Raw genomic sequence first — 19,045 nt, forward strand, 5'->3', positions numbered from 1 at the left:
TCGCAATCATGTCGAAGGAGACCGGGCTGGCCGTCGACCAGCTCCGTGCTTTCGGTGCCTTGGGTGAACGGTTCGGCGTCTCTGCCGAAACGATGCAGGGTGGCGTCCGCAAGTTCGCAGATGAGATGAGCCGCCTGCGCAAGCGGTATGGCGAAGCCTACTCCGACCTGCAGGCGATGAACCTCGGCGAGATGGTCGAGAAGATGGTCTCGTCGCCAAACATGAAGGCGGCGCTCGACAGCTTCATGGAGTCGGTGAGCAACATCGGCGACCCGGTGAAGCGCCGGAAGGTGGTCGAGATGGTGCTCGGCTCGGACCAGATTGCCGCCGTCGCGGGCCAGGTCAGTGGCCGCTATCGCGCGGTGATGGACGAGATCCTGAAGGCGCAGGGCACGACGACGGATGCCCAGGTCAAGGCAGCCCAGCGCTTCGAGACGGCGTTGAGCCGGGTGCGGGAGAACATGGACGGGCTGCGCACGCAGGCGCTGGGCCCCCTGCTGGAGCAGCTATCCAGCCTGGTCGAGAAGTTCGGCTCGGCGGACACCATGGCCGCCTTCGGCAAGCAGCTTGAGGAGATCGGCAAATTCGCCCGCACGACCGTGCAGGAGTTCGAAGCGATCGTCCGGACCTACGAGCAGTTCAAGGAATTCATCGGCCTAGGCGACCCGTCGAAGAACAAGGAGTTCACCCCTGTCCTCGGTGGCCCGCCCGGCGCGAAGCAGCTTGAGGGCCGTCGGGACAGCATCGAACAGCAGCGCAAGCTCCTGGACGCCAACCCGAGCACCCCCGACTACCAGCGCAAGCGCGACCGCATGACGGATGAGCTGAAGCGCGTGGGCGACGAACTGGAGAAGCTCCGGAGCGCGGGCGGGGCAACGGCCCAGCCTTCAAGCTACGGCGGTGCCGTGGGCGGGGGCGGTGGCGGACTGATCCACAAGGCTGCCTACGGTCGGGGTGGCTCTGGCGGCTACGGTGGCGTCGGCAGCATACCGCCCTTGGGCCTTCCCGACCCGGCGGGAGGCGGAAGCGGCAATGCGAACGTGACCGGCGGCAGTGCCGGCCGTGGCTACCAGGGCGAGGCGGGGGCCGGGCCCATGGTAAGCCCGCCCCTCTCCTCCGGCACAGCCCCGCTCGGCACCAATCGCTCGATGCCCGGCATCTCGGCGCGCGACATGCGCAACGTCCATCCAGAGATCGCGGCCTACATCCGCAACTCCGCTGCCCGGCACGGCATCGATCCGAGCGTGGCCCTGCGCATCGCCAACAGCGAAGGCCTGCGGGGTTCGACGCCGAACCGCATGACGCCGGGCGACCGGGATGGGGCGGGCAATTACACCAGCTTCGGGCCTTTCCAGCTTCACTACGCAGGGCGCGGCGGCGGCATGTCCTCGAAGGGCCTCGGCGACGCCTACACTCGCGAGACAGGGCACCACGCCAGCGATCCAACTCATTGGCGGGAGCAAATCGACTTCGCGATGAGGCACGCCCGCAAGGGCGGCTGGGGCCCGTGGCACGGTCGCATCGGCGCCGGCATCGGCGTTCGGGATGGGATCGGCACCTACTCAGGGCCTATTCCATCTGCCGAACCGTCAGCGGCCGCAGAGGGCGGGTCAGACGTGCCCTACTATCAGCGGCCGCGCTCCAACGTGCCGGGCGGTATGTCCCGGCTTCGTGACGACGAGATCGAAGTGCCAGGTTCGGGAGCCCGCTCAGGCGACAAGCTGATGGGACGGATGTTCTCCCGCGAGACGGCAGCACCGCCTCCCCAGAGCCATCGGATGACGATCGATCTTAACGGTTTCCCGGCCGGGACCCGTGCCCGCACCTCGATGGGCGACCTGTTCAAGGAGACCACGGTCTCGAAATCCAGACAGGTGGAGGCGATCTGATGCCTGATCCCGATCTTATCTGCGAGGTCCGCACGAACGGCGGCACCTACCGCGACTGGATCAGCGTCGCCGTCGAGCAGAACTTCATGACGGAGGGCTGGATCAGATCCTTCCGTCTTGTCTGTGCGGAGCCAAGTGCGGTTGCGAACCTGCGCCTCAAGCCCGGCGACCGGGTGGACATCGCGCTCGCCGGTCAGGTGGTGATCCAGGAGGGCTACATCCGCGACCGGCAGGCCGCCTACGATGGCAATCGGCATGCCGTGCAGGTCGTCGGCTATGGCAAGGCCGGCATCATCACGGAAGCGAGCATCGACGGCGGGACGGGGCAGTACCGGGGCTACAAGCTCGATGCCATCGCGAACTCCGTCCTGAAGCCTTACGGCCTGTCCTTCCGCGTTCAGAACGGGCCGGAGGGTTGGGACATGCCCTTCCCGAACGTCATGGTCCGCTACGGCGAGACGCCCTTCGATCTGATCTCGCGGCTCTGCCGGCAGCGCAACCTGTTCTTCTATGCCGACAAGGCTGGGAACGTGGTGGCCGGTCCCAAGTCCGGGGGCAGCAGCGTCGCGTTCGTCGAGGGACAGAACATCCTCTCGGCGAACTGCCAGCTGCGCCACCTCGCGGTCGAGGCTCTGGTGATCAACTCGCAGCAGTCAGGGTCCGACAGCCTGTTTGGCAAGAAGGCAGCCGAGATCCAGGCCAAGGCGACGGTGACCGGCGGGACCCCTGGCGCCAAGCTGAAGGTGCTGTCCGAGATGCCCTCGGATCAGAAGGGCACGCAGATGCGCACCAACTGGGAGGCGTCAGCCCTGCAGGCGATGGCGCTGCAGTTGCAGCTCACCTACCAGGGCTGGCTGAAGCCGGGTGTGGGCGGACTCTGGGAACCCTCGGACGGCGTCACCGTGAAGTCGCCCATGCTGTTCGCCACGGAGAGCGGCGAGGAGGAACTGAAGGTCGCCGGCTACGCCTACACGCAGGACCCGAACAGTGGCACGACCACGACGCTCGACCTTGTTAACAAGCTGGCCTGGCAGCAGCGCAAGGGCGACGCCACGAAGAACGATGGGTTCTATGACCTCGGGAACTCGGCAGCTCAGCCGGAGGCGGCTACGTGAAACTGACAGCCATGTCGGCTGCGCATCCGGGAAGGTGCAACCTTTTCATCCAGGTAAGGGCAGAGAAATATTATCCGACAAAAATTATCTATGTAGCAAAATTAAATTTAAATCGATGCGGGTCCGGCCATTGCATCAACCAATCAGTGGTTATGGAAATGCAGAATAAATTTTATATTCCAAGGTATCGACGTGGATTTGCCTAACTTAGAAACACGCTCAGAAACTTTTTGCTAAAATTATTCGTGTCAGAAACTGATACTTAATCTCTGTTTGTATTACCGAATAGAGCGTCCAATCTCTTCTTTATTTCCTCCTTACTCTTCCCCTGTTTTATCATATCTTTGATGATTTCATCAATGATTGCTTTTTCAAGTTCGTTCACTATCTTCCCCCGTCTCAATTGGCGTTATATTTTATTTAATCAGGGGAAACATTTATACTATTTATATCAGTGCGCATAATTCGATCAATTTGAGCACAGTCTTCCTTACTAAGTATTTTTTCTTTATATTTATGCCACTCTTCTGTAGCTTCATTAAATGCCTGGGATAACGCTTCAATTAAATTCTTAGCTTGCGGAACGCCAATGTCAGCACTTTTGTGCGAAGCTACGAAAGCCTGCAGAACCCTAGCTTTGATAAGTAGATCACGGTCCGAGACAACTTTCTCGACTTCCATCTTAATACGACTTTCTCTGAGTAAAAAAATTCCTGCAAAAGTTAAAATGGTTGTCAGGATCGTTCCTAAGTTAAGAATAAGGGCTACAACAGAACCCAACAGGACCTGTGTATGTTTCGTTGAAGGAGGCTCCTTCGGGGCCCCGTCTGGAGACCAATTGCCAGAAAGAACCTGGAACCAATAAACCGCAAGTTCGCCCTGTGGCACGGAGGCCGCAAAAAAATAAAGCAGCGAAAGAAATATTAGGGTTAGACCCAGTGAGATAGCGGTAGGGAGAGCCCATTTCTTCGCTTTCCTCCAACCCACCGCGCTCTCCGGAACAATACGGTGCCAAAACCATTGTCGCCCCCTAGGCCTCCGCTAGATGCTACGTTTCGAAAGCTTGGCATCACGGTTCAAGAGAGTCACACGCCGACGAACGCCCCGTACACAGAAAAGTTCGATGGCAGACAATCTGACATCTGTGCAGGCTTCATGCAACCGAGCCCTGCTCTCTCAGGGTCTGACGTTTCTGCCATCATCCCCACTTGTGAAAGCCCTGAGCGGAGGGGCTACGATGCGTCGGGCATAATGGAGAATGCCCAGCCATAGCGGCAGCTAATTGCTCCCGCCATGGCGCCTCATTGTGATACAAAGTTTACGCAAAAGACATCAGCAGCATGGCCGGCATTGCGAGGAATGTCTGGGCAGCAATGGCATAAAGCATTACGATACTATATCCCTTAATCTGCGGTCAGTACGTCATGCTATTATTGATTCAAAAATTAAATCCGTGTTCTCTGCCAGGGGAAAACCGAACCTGGCCCCTCTTATTTTTCTTTGCAACAGGGGTGGCAAGGTTTGCAAGCTCATGTACAAAATGGCTTCTTTGCGTCGCGCTTGACCAATTTATAAGCTCTGCCCCTTGATGCTCTGCTGCATCAAGTGAGGGGCGAGCAATTCGCTCAATATTCGCCGATGCATTGTAGACAAGGCGAGCTTTGGTTTTTTTATCTCCAAACCGCATTCTTGCGCGCTCAAGAACCAGGGCTGATACCGCTATATCTCCAATAGCACGACGCAAGGATACCTCGTCGTTTGATGCATCAACGGTTTCCACGACATGCATAGCACCGTTTCTTAGTACAAGATCGGCAACCAGCCCTTCGTCAAGCTCAAATCCACTCACAATACGGTGGGACTCAATATCTTCATGCCGCTGGGCCAAAACTCGTTCCTTGCGGAACTCTGATTTTATCTGTGTAAGCAGCTTAGATGATTTCCGCTTAGCTCTGGGCAGAGCGGGCTCTGGGTCGACGTAGGACTTGAGTATTGACGAGATACGATCTTCGTAATCGCTCTGCTGCTCAACCCAGAATTGTCCTACTTGGGAAAGCTTGATTGGCCCAAGAGAGGACATAATTTGCTTCCGACACCCTATATCAAAGGAGCCCGAATCTCGCATCCTTTGATCAATGTCTGACAGGCCAACGATAAATTCACGCAGCAAGTCTACGTCGAGTGCTGCCGAGAGGGCGCGGATTTTCTCAAGCCGCCGCGAGACACGGATGTCCAAGCCGTCGTCCTGAAACACGACAGCGCCTACGTTCAGTCTTTCATCGCGGCCATCATCCGGAGCAAAGCGGATGATGGCGAACTCATAAGATCGAGCCATCATCAAAGCCCCTTCGCAGATCGTTCACGCGCGCTGCCCGTTCCCCGTTGCCCCAAAATTCCAGAAACTCATCTCTCTGTTGGGCTGGGAGCCAGCCTTCCGGCATCCGGTTAACAAATCCTTCCACCGCCGCCAATGGCAAGCCTTCGATTCTGTCCAGTGTCGTTGTCGCTGTGATATGATCGAAGCCGTGGAGCATGCGCAGTAGCCGGCCAACGACAACGGTGTTCGAGTCTACTCTCAGAAAACCTGCCCAAGGCCAGTCCCAGAACATAGCTCTGCTGAAATCAAAAGTATAGAGCCGCCTCGTGCCCTGATCGTCGGTCGAAAGGTAATTGCCTGGATGTCGGTCGTCGTTATTTATAAATTGATCAAGCGCGTAAACCGCGGATAGGAGCGGCTTTAAGCCGATGGGTGGGGCTCCTAAGTTTGTATTCGACGGCTGCGCTAGGTATGCCCTCGTAGCAATGTCTTCAGCTACACCGGAAATGCGCCTGGAGCCAAATACCAAACTTCCGTCGAGGCGACGGATCACCATGGGTGTCGGGGCGGCGATGCCGACTTCTTCCGCGATGTGTGTGCAGATCCATTCGCTAGCCCGAATCAACTTACCGTCAATATCACCCTTGATATGGTATCGATGGTTGTCATCGGCTTCAACTTCGCCCAAGGCGTCGGCGGTGCCTTGCAAGTTTGGGTACTCTACCAGGGCGCGTCTCGCGAAAAGCGGAAGCTGCCGATTGGGAACTGGCGGCAACACTGGTTTGGCCTCTCTGTCGAGGTTACCCTGAGAGAGGATAGGACACCTAGCTTTCGCTTTTGGTCAAGCCGTCGTGATTGCAGATTGTGCGAACCTAGCGATTTGAAATTTTGGTTACCACGCTTTGTTCGGCCGCACTCCCGGCCCCTTAACATTCTGCTCAACAATGATGACGCTACGGCTTTGAGGGCGCCCCTTCCTTCGTAATGGGGGGGGCGGGGGTTCGAATGACAGATCCGCATTCGAACCCGCAGCGTCAGCCAACCACATGAATGCCCCGCACCCCATGACAGCGGCCGGGCATAATCATCCTGAATGGCAATCTGATTGTCGGAGCCTACGCCGCAGCGGCTTCAGGGCTGGCTTCGGACGCCTCCTGGCTCGTCACTAGTGCGGGCGCCTGCCAAGCCCGCAGAGTCCCCTCCTCGGGCGCCAGTTCAACAACAAGGCTGAAACCACCCTCCGTCCCAGCCCAGAGGATGGGAGGCACGATCGCCTCACCCGTCGTCCAGCGCCAAGGCCGATCAGACCCGCCCTGCACAAACGAGAAGCCCTGGTTCAAGGCCTCACTCCCGATCGGCAGCGACCGTGTTTCCCCGGCACCGTCCTCCACCGCTAGGCCGCGTACGGGCACGCCGAGGCGGCGCCCATCCCCCGCACCGACATGCACGCGCTCGGGCACGAAGCTGCGCGAGACCAGCCGGATCTCCTGGGCGCCGGCAGGGATCGCGAAGCGCGCGGCGGTCCCACCTCGCTTTGGATAGACGACCGCACCATCGACAACAGCGTGAAGATCGTCCTCGCCCGTTAGGGTCCAGCCCAACTCCGAGGCGCGGGCGAGCAGGCGCAGGCGAACCGCGTCAACGATCGGCCCCTCCTGAACCAGTGGTCTGCAGAAGTCGGCGAGGGTCAGTGGACTGAAATCGGGGTGGAGGGTCATATGGTCCGCCCCATTTTCGAAGTCAGCACGTACGCCCGTGTCAAGGAAGCTTTCAGCAGGTAGGCCTTCGGCAAGTAAGATATCATGACTATCCAGTTCAACGTGCCAGTATGTGACCTTTTCAGTGGGGACTTGAATGACGGTTGCATCGTTGAGAAGGTGCTTTATAGGAATAAGCACCTCGTCAAGGACGGTGACGCAGACTGAGTGGTCGGGGGAAAGAAGAAGGTCACGAGTTGGCCGGCCTTGTCCGAAGGCGTGGGCTCGAACGCGTATAGGCCAAACGGCTTCTGGGCGTGGGTGATGTATGCAGTCTATGTGGCGCGTGCCAATCCAATGGATCGCACGCGCCTGTCCCGATGAATTGAGAACTTTGTCGGAAATAGAGAGCTTCTCAACAAGAGTGAGACCTCTGTTAGTCTGAATTAAAGTGCCGGCGACAAAACAGGGGACGGTACTCAAGGTTACTGTGGTTCCAAAAACAATATCACGAAAACCGCCGTTCGAAGCACTTGCTCTAGACGCAATAAAGTATAGACCGTCATAGGTTCCAGAAAGCTTTACTGAGACGCTTGCCTGTCGACCTGAAACAGTCAAAAAATTTGTATTTGGGTTATACAAAGCGCCCGAGTTGCTAAAATCATAATCAAGTGATGAGAAGTTTAGTATGCCTCCTTGCTTTAGATTTACGTCGGAAATGCTAGCATTCGAACCCACAGACATTGCGCCACCATTAATAACAGTGCCAATGGCTGTGCTTTGCGAGTTAACATACTGGACCCCGCCGGTTTCCAGAACCGTATTATAAGATGTGCTTCCTGAAAATAGAACTTGTCTGCCCCCTGACTGAATAACACTGTTATTTAGAACGCCGCCTTGCTGACCCTGTTCGACTCCGTTCCGATATACAATCGTATTAGAAGTATATCCTCGCACAAAAGAACTGCTTTGCACATTTGTATTGTATGCAGATCCGCCGTTTTCGACGGTTAAGTTGGCATTGCCCGAAACATTCGTTTCATCAACGGTACCGCCTGAGAGTACCGTCATTCGATCTCCATCGGCTAAGGTAACACCAGAGACGTTCTGACCAGGGCCGACTGTATACGAGGTCATTATTTGCATCCCGAATGCGCAGCATACCAACTGTTTGCTACACTAACCATTCTAGGCGTTAAGGCAAAGCTACGAGCGCCTTTTGGTATTCGCTACAGTACTGTGTTCAAAAAACAGATAATCCTGCATAGAATTCAATCTAGAACACACTCTTATTTCGCAAAAAGACAATTTGCTTGCAAAAAATTCGATTTTTCCAATAACCATCGGTGTTGCTAAAACGCGACAAGGCCTAGCTTTCAGGCTATAGTTGGAGGTGCCGCTTAGCTCTCACTGCCCGCATCTTGCCGCTTCCGCAGCCGCACGCCAGCCCCACCGCCGTTCTCAGGGATGAACTCGACGCCGGCCGCTTCGAGGGCCGAACGCAGGGCTGTCATCGTGGATTGCTTGGCGTCTGCGCCGTTCTCGATGCGTGTCACGGTGTTGGCGGTCACGCCCGCCTTTTCCGCAAGTTCCCTTACGCCCCAGCCAACCGCTGCTCGCGCCATCCGGATCTGAACAGGCACCATTTGTGTTTTGTCCAAACGCGTGTTGACGCCGTGCCTAAACGCGGCTTATAGGTACAGTGTACCAACGCGGTGACACAAAGCCAATCCGCGTGGGGACTTTTCATCATCCCGACCATCTCAGCCCCGGAGCACACCGGTTATGGCAACGAACCCGCTTGCCCCCTCAAATTCCAAACGCCGATCTTCAGGCGCCCTGTACGCTCGCCCAGCCCCTTCCTTGGAGCCCGATGAGCACGGTCCCGGTAGCGCCGAGGACTGGCGCGTTACGGCGCCCGTCCGGCCCGATACCCCACACGTCCGCGCCCCGCGCTTCCTCGACCTAGCCGGCGACTTCGTCTCCGCCATCCTGATCATCGCTGGAGGCGTGTTCGCCTACGGCTTCCTGCAGATCGGTTGAGGGGAGGCTGGCATGACGACGCAAAGCAAGACTGCCCACACTGCCGAAGCCGCCCAGAGTCTCCGTGAGCGCGCCGGACATCTCCGCGACGCCGCTGGCCGGTTTGTCCGGCGCAAGCCGGCTGAGCCCGCACAAGACGCCGAGGATGCGCCAGACGCTGCTGCATCGCTCGAACTGGCGTCCATGGTCGCCGAGTGGGTCAGGTTGACCGAGGTGCAGGACAGTGGCGACCTCACCGACGAGGAGGCCGACGCCGTCAGCCCAGAATGGTCGCGCCTCCACGGTGAGATCTGCCGCTTCCCTGCCCGGTCCCTGGCGGATCTCGCCGCCAAGGCTCCGCTCTACCGCTACGAGCGCGATGATGAGCGCGCCTCGTGCAAGGGCGAGCCAACCATGCCGCTCCGCGCCTGGGAAACCGTGGTGCAGGACATCGAGGCGCTGGGCGCGCTGACCACTCAGACGCCGGGCGCTGATCCAATCTTTGACATGATCGACGAAGCCCGGCGGCAACTTCGTGAGGTTGATGCTGCCTACGCCGCGTCGGCAGATGCGACCGACGATGATCCGCGTTTCAAGGCTCGGAACATCCTGCATGGAGAACTCTGGGCCTACATCGACAAGGCCATCCTTGTGACCGTGCCGCGCACAGCGGCCGGGTGCCGCGAACTGGCTCGGTTCAGTGTGGCGTTCGAGGAAAGTCAAGGCGTGCCGATCTCTGACGATCCTCATGCCGTCACCAGTCTGATCGCTAGGAGCCCTCTGCGGGACGTGACCACAGTCCGCTCCGTGCCTGCTGGTGATATCGATGGAACAGGCCTCATCACCTACGAGGACGCGGGAGGGCAACTGCATCGTAGACCTATCGCGCAGTGGATCGCCTTCACGGCGGCGCGCCTGAGCAGCATCGCGCAGTCCGAACTCACGCGGCAGTTCAATGCCCGCTACCAGGGCCTCTCCGAGGAGGAGCGCGCTGCGCTCGAAGACGAGTTGCGGCGAACGCTGCGGATCGATGCCCTTCACGACCTCGCCTTTCGATCAGACCAGGTCTTCGAGGTGCACAAAGGGCACGCGGTCGGGCACCGCTGGCGAGCGATCGGCGATGATGCGGTGAAGCCCGATCAGCCCACTCTCACGCCCAAGGCGTCGGCAGAGGGCATCAACCTTTCGGACCTCGGCATCAACGGGCTGAGCGCCCTTTATGAAAGGGTGGGTGCGGTTCGAGAGCTTTGGAACGGGGCGATGTGCCTGCCTGGGGCCGTGGCCAGGAGGCACTCGAATGGCTGCGTCACGCTCAGCCCGCTCGGACGGCTCGCGGATTTTGAGGATAGCCGCCTCAGCTTCCTCAGAGACCGGATTGTCGATGAAGCCGCGCGGCGATCCCCTGCGAACGAGTACGACCGCGACAACCTTCTGAGCCTGCGCATCCAGCACGAGATTGCCTGCAACGGCCGGATCGATCGCCGCGACGCACCCGACCTACTCCTCGAAGCGCTGAAGGCATGGGGCTGATCCGATGACCAACGTCATTCGCTTCCCGGCATCCGGCCGCATCCAGGCTGCCACCATCCCGCGCGAGGAGTTCCAGCGCCTTGCTGACCTCGCCCTCGACGTAGTGGACCGCATCGTTGCGATCCTTGATGAGATTGACGGCGACGCGGACTTCGAGCCCGACGCTGATTCGGAGCCGTCGCTTGCCGCACCTATCGGTGGCGCGTGTCAGATCGTCTGGATGCGCGGTGGCGATCACGATCTGGAAGAAGGCTGAAACAGGGGAGGGTTGCAGTTACCCACTGCGTTACCCAGACCCCGATTTGAGAAACACCGTAACACGCTAAGTGTATGGTGCTGCTGGACAGGATTGAACTGTCGACCTCCTCATTACCAATGAGGTGCTCTACCACTGAGCTACAGCAGCGCGGTGTCCGTGGCGGCGGCGATGGCCTCGCGACCGGACGAGGGGGCAAGTAGCCGATCGCGGACGCCTTGGCAATCGCATCGTCGACAATTGCCTCGGTTTTGTGCGTCGCGATGGCTGCTCCCCCCCGCCGCCCCGAAACCGGGAGCCGGCATGGTCCTCAGGCGAGGGCGCCGGTCTCGCGTTTGCAGGCCGCGCGGATGATCGCCGCGAGGCCGGGCTCCGCCACCGCCTCGGCGGCCTCGGAGGGCGAGAACCAGCGGTCCTCGCGCTGGTGGCGCTCGGGCCAGTGCTTCAACTGCTTGCGGACCTCGAGGGGGAACACCTTGACCTGGCACAGGACGGCGTCGCGGCTCTTGAGGCGCTTCTCGTAGAGATAGAACCCGAGGGGGCGCTTGCCGATGGTGCCGATCAGGCCGGCCTCCTCGTAGGCCTCGCGTGCGGCCGCCTCGTAGGGCTTGCGCCCCTTCATCGGCCAGCCCTTGGGGATCACCCAGCGCCGGCTCTCGCGCGAGGTCACCAGGAGGATCACGTAACCGCCCTCCGGTGTCCGCCGGAAGGGGAGCGCCCCGACCTGCCGCCGGGGTGTCTGGTCCGCGTCACCCGCATTCGCACTCATGGGTTGAGAACGCTTTCCGCCACCGACGGTTCGCGTCCCCGCGGGCCGCCCGTCGATCCCCGGCCGCCGTCGGGCAGCCTACGTCGCATCGCGGAGGGCGGCTGGTTCGGGGCGACGCGCGCCCGGACCTGTCGATGGGCTTCCATATCTGGCGCAATCCCGTTGGAGCCACGGCCCCGGCAAGGGTTTTGGAGAAGTCCGGTCCGGCGCAGGCGCGCCGCCCCGGGCTCGCACCGGGACAGCCGAGCATCGGCGGGTCTGCTCCGGCTTAGCGGCTCCGGGCCGACCCGCTCAAGAGAAACTTATCCGGCAAATCTTTTTCGCTCGTTCCCAATTCCGCGGGGCCGCCCGCCGAGCGCGGCGGTCACCCGGCCGCGCTGAGGTTCGCGATCAGCGCATTGAGATCGGCCCGCATGGCCTGGACCTCGGGTTCCGACATGTTGAGCTGGCACATCACGGATTCGCGTACGGCGGTCGCCTCGGCGCGCAGGCCGCGGCCCTTCGCCGTGAGGGCGATCTCGACCTCGCGCTCGTCCGAGCGGCGCCGGTTGCGCACCAGGAAGCCGGCATTCTCCAGGCGCTTCAGAACGGGTGTCAGCGTTCCGGAATCGAGACGCAGGCGCCGGCCGATCTCCGAGACGGTGACACCGTCCGTCTCCCAGAGCACGAGGAGGACGAGGTATTGCGGGTAGGTCAGCCCCATCCGCTCCAGCATCGGGCGGTACGACTTCGTCATCCGGTGGGCGGCCGCGTAGAGGGCGTAGCAGAGCTGGTTGTCGAGGAGGAGTGGATCGATGAGGGGCGCCGTCTTCTCCGGCCGAGCGTCTACCATGCATGCCATGCCACTTGATCCCTGAAGCCGGCCGCTGGCGCGGTGGCAGAGAGGACCGCCTCCGGAGCCCTTCCGCTTCCGACGATAGCGGACACAGGTCCTTCCAGTATATAACTGTTTCGCCGCAGCCGTGACATCCGGACGGCCTTCATCCCGACCCGGCGAATGTTGCACATCCTTCGCGGGGCGCAAAGTTCGCGTCGGGCGAACCTGCCTTCGGCCGCTGCCTCAGGCGGCGCTGGTGTCGGAGGGGCGCTCGGCGATCAGGACCGTGATGTCGCTCCAGCGCGACACGAACGCGGCGACGCAATCGGGGTCGAAGTGGCTGCCCGCATGGGCCTCCAGGTGCCGCCGGGCTTGCTCGGGCGGCCAGGCCTTCTTGTAGACGCGCTCGGAGATAAGGGCGTCGAACACGTCCGCCACCGCGACGATCCGGCCGGCGAGGGGGATCTCGGTGCCGCGCAGACCCTGGGGATAACCCTGGCCGTCCCAGCGCTCGTGGTGGGTCAGCGCGATGTCGGAGGCGATCTGCAGCAGGTGCGAGGGGCTGTCGTTGAGCATGCGGTAGCCGCGAAGGGCGTGCTGCTTCATCTCCTCGCGCTCGGCCTCGGTCAGGAGGCCGGGCTTCATCAGGATCGCGTCCGGGATGCTGATCTTGCCGATGTCGTGCATGGTCGAGGCCAGCGCGATGTCGTTGGCCTCCTGCTCGGAGAGTCCGAGGCCTTCCGCGATGGCGATGGTGCAGCCCGCAACGCGGGTGAGGTGATCGCCGGCCTGGTCGTCGCGGAACTCGGCGGCGAGCATGAGGCGGCGGATGATCTCGCGCTCGCGCAGGGCGGCCTCGGCCACCGCCTGCTCCAGCGTCCGGCTCATGGCCCGGGCCTGATGGTCGGCCTTGCGGCGCAGGAACGCGAGTTCGAGCAGGTTGGCCACCCGCGTGATCAGGTCGAGGGGCTCGACCGTCCGGGCCATGACGTCGTTGGCGCCGGCCGCGACCGCGGCGTACCGCACCGCCGCCACGTCGTCCGCGAGCAGCACGATCGGGCTGCGCGCGTGCTCGGGCATCGCGCGCAGCCAGGCGATCAGGTCGATGCCCTGCGCATGCGCGGTCCCGGCCGCCTCGATCAGGATGAGGTCGCAGGGCTGGGCCCCCAGGGCGGCGCTGGCATCCGCGAAGCCGAGGACCAGACGGGTCGCGCAGGCCAGGGGCGCCAGGGCCTGGATGAGGGCGAGGGGAGGGACGTCGGCCACGAGGGCGATCAGGGCCGTACCGGCGTCGCGTGCCATCCATCCGATCCCCAACGGGACCGCCGCCTGCGGCGCCCCATCGGCACCCGGCGACGCGGTCCCACGGGAATCGATGCTAGCCGCGCCGCCGTTAACCAAATCTTGACGGCACCGCGTCCGGCCGACGCATGTGGCACGGACGGAGGGCCGCTCTGGCGACCCCGCTCACATCACCTCGACCCGGGTTCCCACGGGGACGCGCTCGTAGAGTTCAATGACGTCTTTGTTGAGCATCCGGAAGCAGCCGGACGACGCGGCGCGGCCGATCGAGCCCGGCTCCGTCGTCCCGTGGATGCGATAGGCCGAGTCGCCGAGATAGAGTGCCCGCGCGCCGAGGGGGTTGCGCGGGCCGCCCGCGACGTGGTGCGGCAGGCCCGGCCGGCGCCGGCGCATCTCCGGCGTCGGCGTCCAGCCCGGCCAGGTCTGCTTGGCGGTGACCCGTTCCACGCCCGTCCAGGTCGCGCCCGCGCGGCCGACCGCGACGCGGTAGCGGATGGCCTTGCCGTTCGCCTGGACGAGATAGAGCGCGCGCTCCCGCGTGCTGACCACGATCGTGCCCGCCTCCTGGCTGCCCGCGTAGTCCACGAGCTGTCCGCGCCAGACCGGGCGCTCGGTCTGGCGTCGGGTCGGGTCGGGCAGCGGGGTGGCCGGCAGGGCAAGGCGGGTCGACGTTTCCGGTGGCGGTGCGACTGGCGACGGCGCGTCCGGATCATGTCCCTGTGCGATCGAGGCCTGCGGCGAAGGCGCGTCCGTCGCGGGCGAGGCCGAGGCGGAGGCGGAGGATTCCGTCCTCGGCGCGTCGGGCGGTGAGGCCGGGCCCGGTACGACGGGCGCGGGGATCGGCGCGGCGGCCACGCGGGCTGACCCGGCGCAGCGATACACGCGGCGCCCATCCGTCCGCATGGTCACGGGTCCGATCGCATCGACCACGATCTGCCGGGTGCTGGCGTCCCGGTCCGCGGCCTGATCCTCGGCCGAACCGTAGCATCGCAGGGCGAGGCGATAGCCGATTGCCGTGTCGGAGACCCGCGTGATCCGGCAGAGGTTTCCGGCGCCTTCCAGGGCAGGGCCGGCCTGTGCCTTCAGGCGCACCTCGAACACGCCGCTGCCCTCCGGGTCCCGGCACGCCTTGAGCGTCGGCGCCCACCGGCCCTCGGGGGATTCGTCCGCGCTGATCGCCAGGGCGGGGCTCGCGCCGCAGAGGAGGATGAGGGGCAGGAGGCGAGCGAGGGACGTCATGCGCAAGTCTCGTCGGCGAGGGGAGGGGGCCGCCGCGTCGGCGGCCGGATCTGTCTCGAGGGGTTCTCTGGGTCCGATGCCGCGCGATCAGCAGGCCTGTGGCTGCGGCATGGGCCGCGCCCGGCTCAGCGGCGCAGCCGGATCTCCTGGAAGCCGGCACCCTGGCCGGTCAGCAGGCTCACCGAAACGAAGCCGGCGTGATCGGTCTCCCGCGCCCGGGTCGCGGCTGCGGGCTGCGCCGCCTGGCGTTCCCCAGCGGGACGGTTCGGCGCGGCGAGGGCCGGGCGCACCGGAGCCGTCGACGATGCGGACGGAGCCTCGGCCCGCGCCACCGCAGCGGGTGCCGGCGGGTGCACCGGATCGACCCAGGCATGTCCCGTGGGGGTGGGCGTGATGGAATCCGGCAGGGCGGGCCGCAGCGCCAGGGCTTCGTCGCCGGCCGAGGCGACGCGCACGACCTGTGCGGGCGCCGTCGTGACCGGGACGAAGCTGCCGCCGGCCGAGGCCACGCGCTGGAATTCGCGCGTCTCCAGGCGGTCGAGGGCGAGCCGGATGCGCCGGGCGCGGGGCTCTTCGACGGCGTCGAGGGCGAGGCGGGTGTCGCCCGCCGCCGGCACCACGTGAACGATGCGGTAGCCCTTGGCCTTCAGCCGGCGCAGGAGCTCCGGCAGGATCGCGACGGTGCGCGGCTGGATGTCGTGCAGCAGGACGATGCCTCTGCCGCGGGCATCGAGGCGGGCGAGTACGCGCTCCACCACCTGTTCGGGGGTGATCCGCCGCCAGTCGTCGCCATCGACGTCGATGCTGAAGGGAATCAGGCGCTGGGCGGCGACGTAGCCGTCGAGGGCGCGGGTGTGCCCGAGGCCGGGATAGCGGAAGAACGGCGAGAGCGCGGGGTCGGTCCGGCCCAGCACCGTGCGGGCGGCCACGAGGCCGCCATTGATCTGGTCGCGCTGGACGTTCCGGCTCCGCTGCCGGTTCAGGTAGGCGTGCGACCAGGTATGGGTCGCGATCGTGTGCCCCTCGGCGGCCGTCCGGCGCAGGATGTCCGGAAACTCGGCCACCATCGTGCCGACGACGAAGAAGGTCGCCTTCACGCATTCGGCCCGCAGCGCCTCCAGCACGGCGGGGGTCCGCCGGGGCATCGGCCCGTCGTCGAAGGTGAGTACCACCTCGCCCGGCTCCAGGGGCAGCGTCTGCCGGTAGCTGGCGCGCCCGACCGGGCCTTGCGTGAAGGGGACCTCCATCACCCGGGAGGTGCCGAGCCGATCAGGCGTGCAGTCCTGGGAATAGGCCAGGCCCGATGGAAAAATGAGTGCGCCGGCGAGCACAAGATCTCTGAGATGACGCACGCACAGCTCTCGAAACGCAAGCAGGGGCCAGTGCTCCCTGATACGATACACTTCTTAGCTGCGGCTTAAGAAGCATTGGTCTGTGCGGTTGATCCTGTGTGAAAGCTTAGTTTCTGTGTGCGTCGTCGATCTATTGGTGATTTCTTTACCGTGTTCGGAGGGGTTTCGTTAAAGAACGCCCTCCGGCTCCGTGGTGCCGGACGGATTTCGGCGCGCGGATGAATGGATCGGCGGCGGCCGTCGCTCCCGAGCGCGCGCCGGTCTGCGGTCAGCGCGCCGGGAGGCAGGCCGCCTGATCCGTGTAGAGCACGACGTCGCCCGGCTTCGGATTGTTCAGGGTGAAGGGCTTGGTCCCGTCGTAGGGCAGGAAGCCGCGCCCGAGCTCGTTGGCGTAGAAGTCGTGCCCGAACTCGAAGTAGCAGCGGTCCAGCACCGCCTGGTAGCCGAAGGATTCCTGCACCACGGGCGGGCCGAAGGCGGCCGGGTCGCCGTAGAGGCCGCGCGGCGCGCAGTAGCCGGAAAGCGTCAGGGTTCCGGGGCGCGCGAGCCGGATCGCCCGGGAGGTGCCTGGCCGGAGCGTGATGGCGGGGCCGCCGTCCTGGGAGGCGACCAGCACCAGGGGCGAGCGGTTGTAGACGTGCCGCACGCAATCGGCCGAAGCGCTCCCGATCCCGAGGAGCATCGAGGCCGCGGACAGCGCGCCTCCGCAAAGCAACCGCGTCGAACCGCGCATGACGTTCTCCAATACCTGACTGGAGATGTAGCTAGAGCATTGACTGATCCGCGACCAGCCGCGCCCGTCCCGCCGGTCAGGCTCCGCGCCTCAGGCTTCGTCCGCCAAGCAGAAGGCGACCCCCTGCGCCACGACCGCCGGGTCGTAGGCGTGCGGCCCGTCATACTCGACGGCGGTGACGTCGTAGCCGGCTTCCCGCAGCTTCGCGACGTGGACCCGGGCGCTGCGATCGATGGGGATCTGCTCGTCGCGGGTGCCGTGCGAGAGGAAGATGCGTGGCGCCCCCGATTGCAGGTGGACGGAGAGGAAGCCCGCCGAGGAGACGAGGAGGTGGGTCACGACGTGACCGTTCGCGAGTCCCAATGAAAGGGTGTAGCTGCCGCCGTCCGAGTGTCCCGCGAAGGCGAGGTGGCCGGGATCGAGGAGGAAGCGGGTGCCGACCGCGGCGAGGGCCAGGTCGACGCGCTCGCGGTCGGGGCCGTGGCCGCCGATCACGAGGTCCCAGGTCGGGAACACGGATTGGGGAGCGAGCAGCAGGAAGCCGCGCGCCTCCGCGTGGGCGCGCAGCATCGGCAGGATTTTTTCCGCGCTGCCGCCGCCCCCGTGGAAGAGCACGACCAGCGGCGTCGGTCGGCGCGGATCGATGCCCTCCGGCACCACCAGCATGGCGTCGCGCTCGGCAAACAGCCCGAGGGCGTGGAGCCCGGGGGGCAGGGGGGGCTGCGTGGGCAGCCGGTGCGCGAAGGCGAGCCGCCCGGCGAGGTGGGGGTCGATCATGCGGGAAAACCCTTCGGGTGGGGGGCAGCGCTCCGACGCGCGCCCGTGTGGTGGGGATCATCACCCCACCGGCCAATGGGAAGGCGTCAGCCGGCCTTGTCCGCGGTTGCGGGCTTGATCTTGAGCTGGTCGATCAGCCAGAGCCAGCCGCCCTGGCTCTGGCGCCGGGCGGTCTCGGCAGAGATCGTGCCGTTGGGCAGGCGCGCGAAGGTCATGGCGAGATCGCCGTTCACGATCGCCGGCAGGGTCTCGGCGGCGGGGAAGTCGGAGCGGCGGCCGAGGAGGTCGGTGTAGAAGGCGCGGATCTCGGCGTGGCCCGTGGCCACCACCTTGCCGGCGGCCAGCACCGCGCCGGGCTCGTAGAGCGCCACCAGGCCCTCCACGTCGCCCGCATTGGCGCGTTCGTTGAACAGGCGGGCGAGGTCCTCCGGTGTCTCGGCCAGGGAGCGGTCGTTCGCGGATGTCGTCTTTGCTGATGTTGTCATGGCGTGTCCTCCTGATGTTCGGGTGATGGAGCCCTCAGCCCAGCAGCGTGCCGGTGCCGTCCCGGACGGTGACGGCGACGGGAATCCCGGCCTGGACGCTCTCGGAGACGGTGCAGAAGCGCTGGAACTGCTCCAGCACCCGGTCGATGCGCGGGACGGCCTCGGCGTGCGCGGCCAGCGAGATGGAGACCGTGATGCCGGTGATGCGCAGGCGGTTCTCGGCGTTGCGGGTCACCGCGCAGTGGGCCTCGGCCCGGATGCCGCCGGCCTCCTGCTTGAACTTGGCCAGCGCGAAGACGAAGCTGGCGCACAGGCAGTTGGCGACAGCGGTGACGAGGAGCTGCTCGGGGAACGGACCCGTGCCCTCGCCGATCGGCACGGCCTCGTCGACGACGAGCTGTGGCAGGACGCTCCCGAAATCGACCGCGAACTTGTAGCCCTCGATCTGCGTGATCGTGATGCTCGGACCCGGGCCCATGGCGTCTCTCCCTCGACCGTCTTTTTTAGGCGCAGCCGTTCGGGAACGTTCCGCGCCCGCCGCCGCTCCCCTTTGGGAATTGACAATCGGGCGCTGTCGTAACCGGGGCGCCGGCGAATCCGGCGATCGGCACGGGTGGCCTCGGTTGACACCCTCGGATCGTTGGCATACCAAATACCAACGATGGAAGCGCTGAAAAAGCAAGGCCTCACGAAGCCGGCGCCTCCGGAGCAAAGTCCTCGCAACGCCACCGTACGGGCGCTTAGC

Annotated in this window: 19 protein-coding genes and 1 tRNA gene; 5 read left to right on the forward strand and 15 right to left on the reverse strand. The window is 63.7% G+C overall.

Annotated elements, in window-relative coordinates:
* Positions 1-8: 8 nt before the first annotated feature.
* Together MKK58_RS07680 and MKK58_RS07685 are read left to right on the forward strand one after the other, a co-directional pair.
* Positions 9-1,889: a nitrate- and nitrite sensing domain-containing protein gene (locus MKK58_RS07680; protein ID WP_243911580.1), complete on the forward strand. Its 1,881-nt coding sequence runs from the start codon at positions 9-11 to the stop codon at positions 1,887-1,889.
* Entirely contained in the window at positions 1,889-3,004 is a 1,116-nt protein-coding gene (locus MKK58_RS07685; protein ID WP_243911515.1) for a phage baseplate assembly protein, read from the forward strand. The genes MKK58_RS07680 and MKK58_RS07685 overlap by 1 nt, the downstream gene beginning before the upstream one ends.
* A gap of 420 nt (positions 3,005-3,424) precedes the next feature.
* Here MKK58_RS07685 and MKK58_RS07690 read toward each other — a convergent pair whose 3' ends face one another.
* The 5 genes from MKK58_RS07690 to MKK58_RS07710 form a co-directional block, all read right to left on the reverse strand.
* Positions 3,425-3,991 carry a hypothetical protein gene (locus MKK58_RS07690; RefSeq protein ID WP_243911516.1) on the reverse strand — a complete coding sequence of 189 codons (567 nt, stop codon included), beginning with the start codon at positions 3,989-3,991 and terminating at the stop codon, positions 3,425-3,427.
* A 451-nt stretch (positions 3,992-4,442) separates the two neighbouring features.
* Positions 4,443-5,342 carry a DUF3037 domain-containing protein gene (locus MKK58_RS07695; RefSeq protein WP_243911517.1) on the reverse strand — a complete coding sequence of 300 codons (900 nt, stop codon included), beginning with the start codon at positions 5,340-5,342 and terminating at the stop codon, positions 4,443-4,445.
* Positions 5,323-6,030 (reverse strand): HipA family kinase, encoded by a 708-nt coding sequence (locus tag MKK58_RS07700; protein WP_243911518.1) that lies wholly within the window; start codon positions 6,028-6,030, stop codon positions 5,323-5,325. Before MKK58_RS07700 ends, MKK58_RS07695 begins: the two co-directional genes overlap by 20 nt.
* 406 nt (positions 6,031-6,436) lie before the next feature.
* Positions 6,437-8,164 carry a Hint domain-containing protein gene (locus tag MKK58_RS07705; RefSeq protein ID WP_313899271.1) on the reverse strand — a complete coding sequence of 576 codons (1,728 nt, stop codon included), beginning with the start codon at positions 8,162-8,164 and terminating at the stop codon, positions 6,437-6,439.
* A gap of 254 nt (positions 8,165-8,418) precedes the next feature.
* On the reverse strand, positions 8,419-8,664 hold the full coding sequence (locus MKK58_RS07710) for a helix-turn-helix domain-containing protein (RefSeq protein WP_409565213.1): 246 nt from the start codon (positions 8,662-8,664) through the stop codon (positions 8,419-8,421).
* Positions 8,665-8,881: 217 nt separating this feature from the next.
* Between MKK58_RS07710 and MKK58_RS07715 the strand changes: the two genes are divergently transcribed.
* The 3 genes from MKK58_RS07715 to MKK58_RS07725 are packed head-to-tail and all read left to right on the forward strand — an operon-like array spanning position 8,882 to position 10,826.
* Positions 8,882-9,061 carry a hypothetical protein gene (locus tag MKK58_RS07715; RefSeq protein WP_243911520.1) on the forward strand — a complete coding sequence of 60 codons (180 nt, stop codon included), beginning with the start codon at positions 8,882-8,884 and terminating at the stop codon, positions 9,059-9,061.
* A gap of 12 nt (positions 9,062-9,073) precedes the next feature.
* Positions 9,074-10,570, forward strand: a complete 1,497-nt coding sequence (locus MKK58_RS07720) for a hypothetical protein (RefSeq protein WP_243911521.1) — start codon at positions 9,074-9,076, stop codon at positions 10,568-10,570.
* 4 nt (positions 10,571-10,574) lie between these two features.
* On the forward strand, positions 10,575-10,826 hold the full coding sequence (locus MKK58_RS07725) for a hypothetical protein (RefSeq protein WP_243911522.1): 252 nt from the start codon (positions 10,575-10,577) through the stop codon (positions 10,824-10,826).
* 75 nt (positions 10,827-10,901) lie between these two features.
* Here the strand turns inward: MKK58_RS07725 and MKK58_RS07730 are convergent.
* The 10 genes from MKK58_RS07730 to MKK58_RS07775 form a co-directional block, all read right to left on the reverse strand.
* Positions 10,902-10,976: transfer RNA gene (locus MKK58_RS07730), tRNA-Thr, on the reverse strand.
* Positions 10,977-11,136: 160 nt separating this feature from the next.
* Complete coding sequence (locus tag MKK58_RS07735; RefSeq protein WP_243911523.1) at positions 11,137-11,595, reverse strand: NUDIX hydrolase; 459 nt, start codon at positions 11,593-11,595, stop codon at positions 11,137-11,139.
* 364 nt (positions 11,596-11,959) lie between these two features.
* The gene (locus tag MKK58_RS07740) at positions 11,960-12,427 is read right to left on the reverse strand and encodes a MarR family winged helix-turn-helix transcriptional regulator (protein ID WP_243911577.1); all 468 of its coding nucleotides are present in this window, start codon (positions 12,425-12,427) and stop codon (positions 11,960-11,962) included.
* Between the two features lie 228 nt (positions 12,428-12,655).
* Positions 12,656-13,714, reverse strand: a complete 1,059-nt coding sequence (locus tag MKK58_RS07745; protein ID WP_243911524.1) for an HD-GYP domain-containing protein — start codon at positions 13,712-13,714, stop codon at positions 12,656-12,658.
* 165 nt (positions 13,715-13,879) lie between these two features.
* Entirely contained in the window at positions 13,880-14,953 is a 1,074-nt protein-coding gene (locus tag MKK58_RS26970) for a L,D-transpeptidase family protein (RefSeq protein ID WP_313899272.1), read from the reverse strand.
* A 125-nt stretch (positions 14,954-15,078) separates the two neighbouring features.
* On the reverse strand, positions 15,079-16,305 hold the full coding sequence (locus MKK58_RS07755) for a polysaccharide deacetylase family protein (RefSeq protein ID WP_243911525.1): 1,227 nt from the start codon (positions 16,303-16,305) through the stop codon (positions 15,079-15,081).
* Between the two features lie 268 nt (positions 16,306-16,573).
* Positions 16,574-17,038 carry a hypothetical protein gene (locus tag MKK58_RS07760; RefSeq protein ID WP_243911526.1) on the reverse strand — a complete coding sequence of 155 codons (465 nt, stop codon included), beginning with the start codon at positions 17,036-17,038 and terminating at the stop codon, positions 16,574-16,576.
* 90 nt (positions 17,039-17,128) lie between these two features.
* Positions 17,129-17,815, reverse strand: a complete 687-nt coding sequence (locus MKK58_RS07765; protein ID WP_243911527.1) for an alpha/beta hydrolase — start codon at positions 17,813-17,815, stop codon at positions 17,129-17,131.
* 86 nt (positions 17,816-17,901) lie between these two features.
* Positions 17,902-18,300, reverse strand: coding sequence for a YybH family protein (locus MKK58_RS07770; protein WP_243911528.1), 399 nt, complete (start codon positions 18,298-18,300; stop codon positions 17,902-17,904).
* Between the two features lie 34 nt (positions 18,301-18,334).
* Positions 18,335-18,778 carry an OsmC family protein gene (locus MKK58_RS07775; RefSeq protein ID WP_243911529.1) on the reverse strand — a complete coding sequence of 148 codons (444 nt, stop codon included), beginning with the start codon at positions 18,776-18,778 and terminating at the stop codon, positions 18,335-18,337.
* Positions 18,779-19,045 lie beyond the last annotated feature (267 nt).

Source organism: Methylobacterium sp. J-078, assembly GCF_022829285.1.
GTDB lineage: Bacteria > Pseudomonadota > Alphaproteobacteria > Rhizobiales > Beijerinckiaceae > Methylobacterium.

What these genes read in the sequence shown, in the direction of transcription:
- MKK58_RS07680 (WP_243911580.1), top strand. Translation starts at nt 9, where the DNA reads ATGTCGAAGGAGACCGGGCTGGCCGTCGACCAGCTCCGTGCTTTCGGT.
- MKK58_RS07685 (WP_243911515.1), top strand. Translation starts at nt 1,889, where the DNA reads ATGCCTGATCCCGATCTTATCTGCGAGGTCCGCACGAACGGCGGCACC.
- MKK58_RS07695 (WP_243911517.1), bottom strand. Translation starts at nt 5,342, where the DNA reads ATGATGGCTCGATCTTATGAGTTCGCCATCATCCGCTTTGCTCCGGAT.
- MKK58_RS07705 (WP_313899271.1), bottom strand. Translation starts at nt 8,164, where the DNA reads ATGCAAATAATGACCTCGTATACAGTCGGCCCTGGTCAGAACGTCTCT.
- MKK58_RS07710 (WP_409565213.1), bottom strand. Translation starts at nt 8,664, where the DNA reads ATGGTGCCTGTTCAGATCCGGATGGCGCGAGCAGCGGTTGGCTGGGGC.
- MKK58_RS07720 (WP_243911521.1), top strand. Translation starts at nt 9,074, where the DNA reads ATGACGACGCAAAGCAAGACTGCCCACACTGCCGAAGCCGCCCAGAGT.
- MKK58_RS07725 (WP_243911522.1), top strand. Translation starts at nt 10,575, where the DNA reads ATGACCAACGTCATTCGCTTCCCGGCATCCGGCCGCATCCAGGCTGCC.
- MKK58_RS07735 (WP_243911523.1), bottom strand. Translation starts at nt 11,595, where the DNA reads ATGAGTGCGAATGCGGGTGACGCGGACCAGACACCCCGGCGGCAGGTC.
- MKK58_RS07740 (WP_243911577.1), bottom strand. Translation starts at nt 12,427, where the DNA reads ATGGTAGACGCTCGGCCGGAGAAGACGGCGCCCCTCATCGATCCACTC.
- MKK58_RS07745 (WP_243911524.1), bottom strand. Translation starts at nt 13,714, where the DNA reads ATGGCACGCGACGCCGGTACGGCCCTGATCGCCCTCGTGGCCGACGTC.
- MKK58_RS26970 (WP_313899272.1), bottom strand. Translation starts at nt 14,953, where the DNA reads ATGACGTCCCTCGCTCGCCTCCTGCCCCTCATCCTCCTCTGCGGCGCG.
- MKK58_RS07760 (WP_243911526.1), bottom strand. Translation starts at nt 17,038, where the DNA reads ATGCGCGGTTCGACGCGGTTGCTTTGCGGAGGCGCGCTGTCCGCGGCC.
- MKK58_RS07765 (WP_243911527.1), bottom strand. Translation starts at nt 17,815, where the DNA reads ATGATCGACCCCCACCTCGCCGGGCGGCTCGCCTTCGCGCACCGGCTG.
- MKK58_RS07770 (WP_243911528.1), bottom strand. Translation starts at nt 18,300, where the DNA reads ATGACAACATCAGCAAAGACGACATCCGCGAACGACCGCTCCCTGGCC.
- MKK58_RS07775 (WP_243911529.1), bottom strand. Translation starts at nt 18,778, where the DNA reads ATGGGCCCGGGTCCGAGCATCACGATCACGCAGATCGAGGGCTACAAG.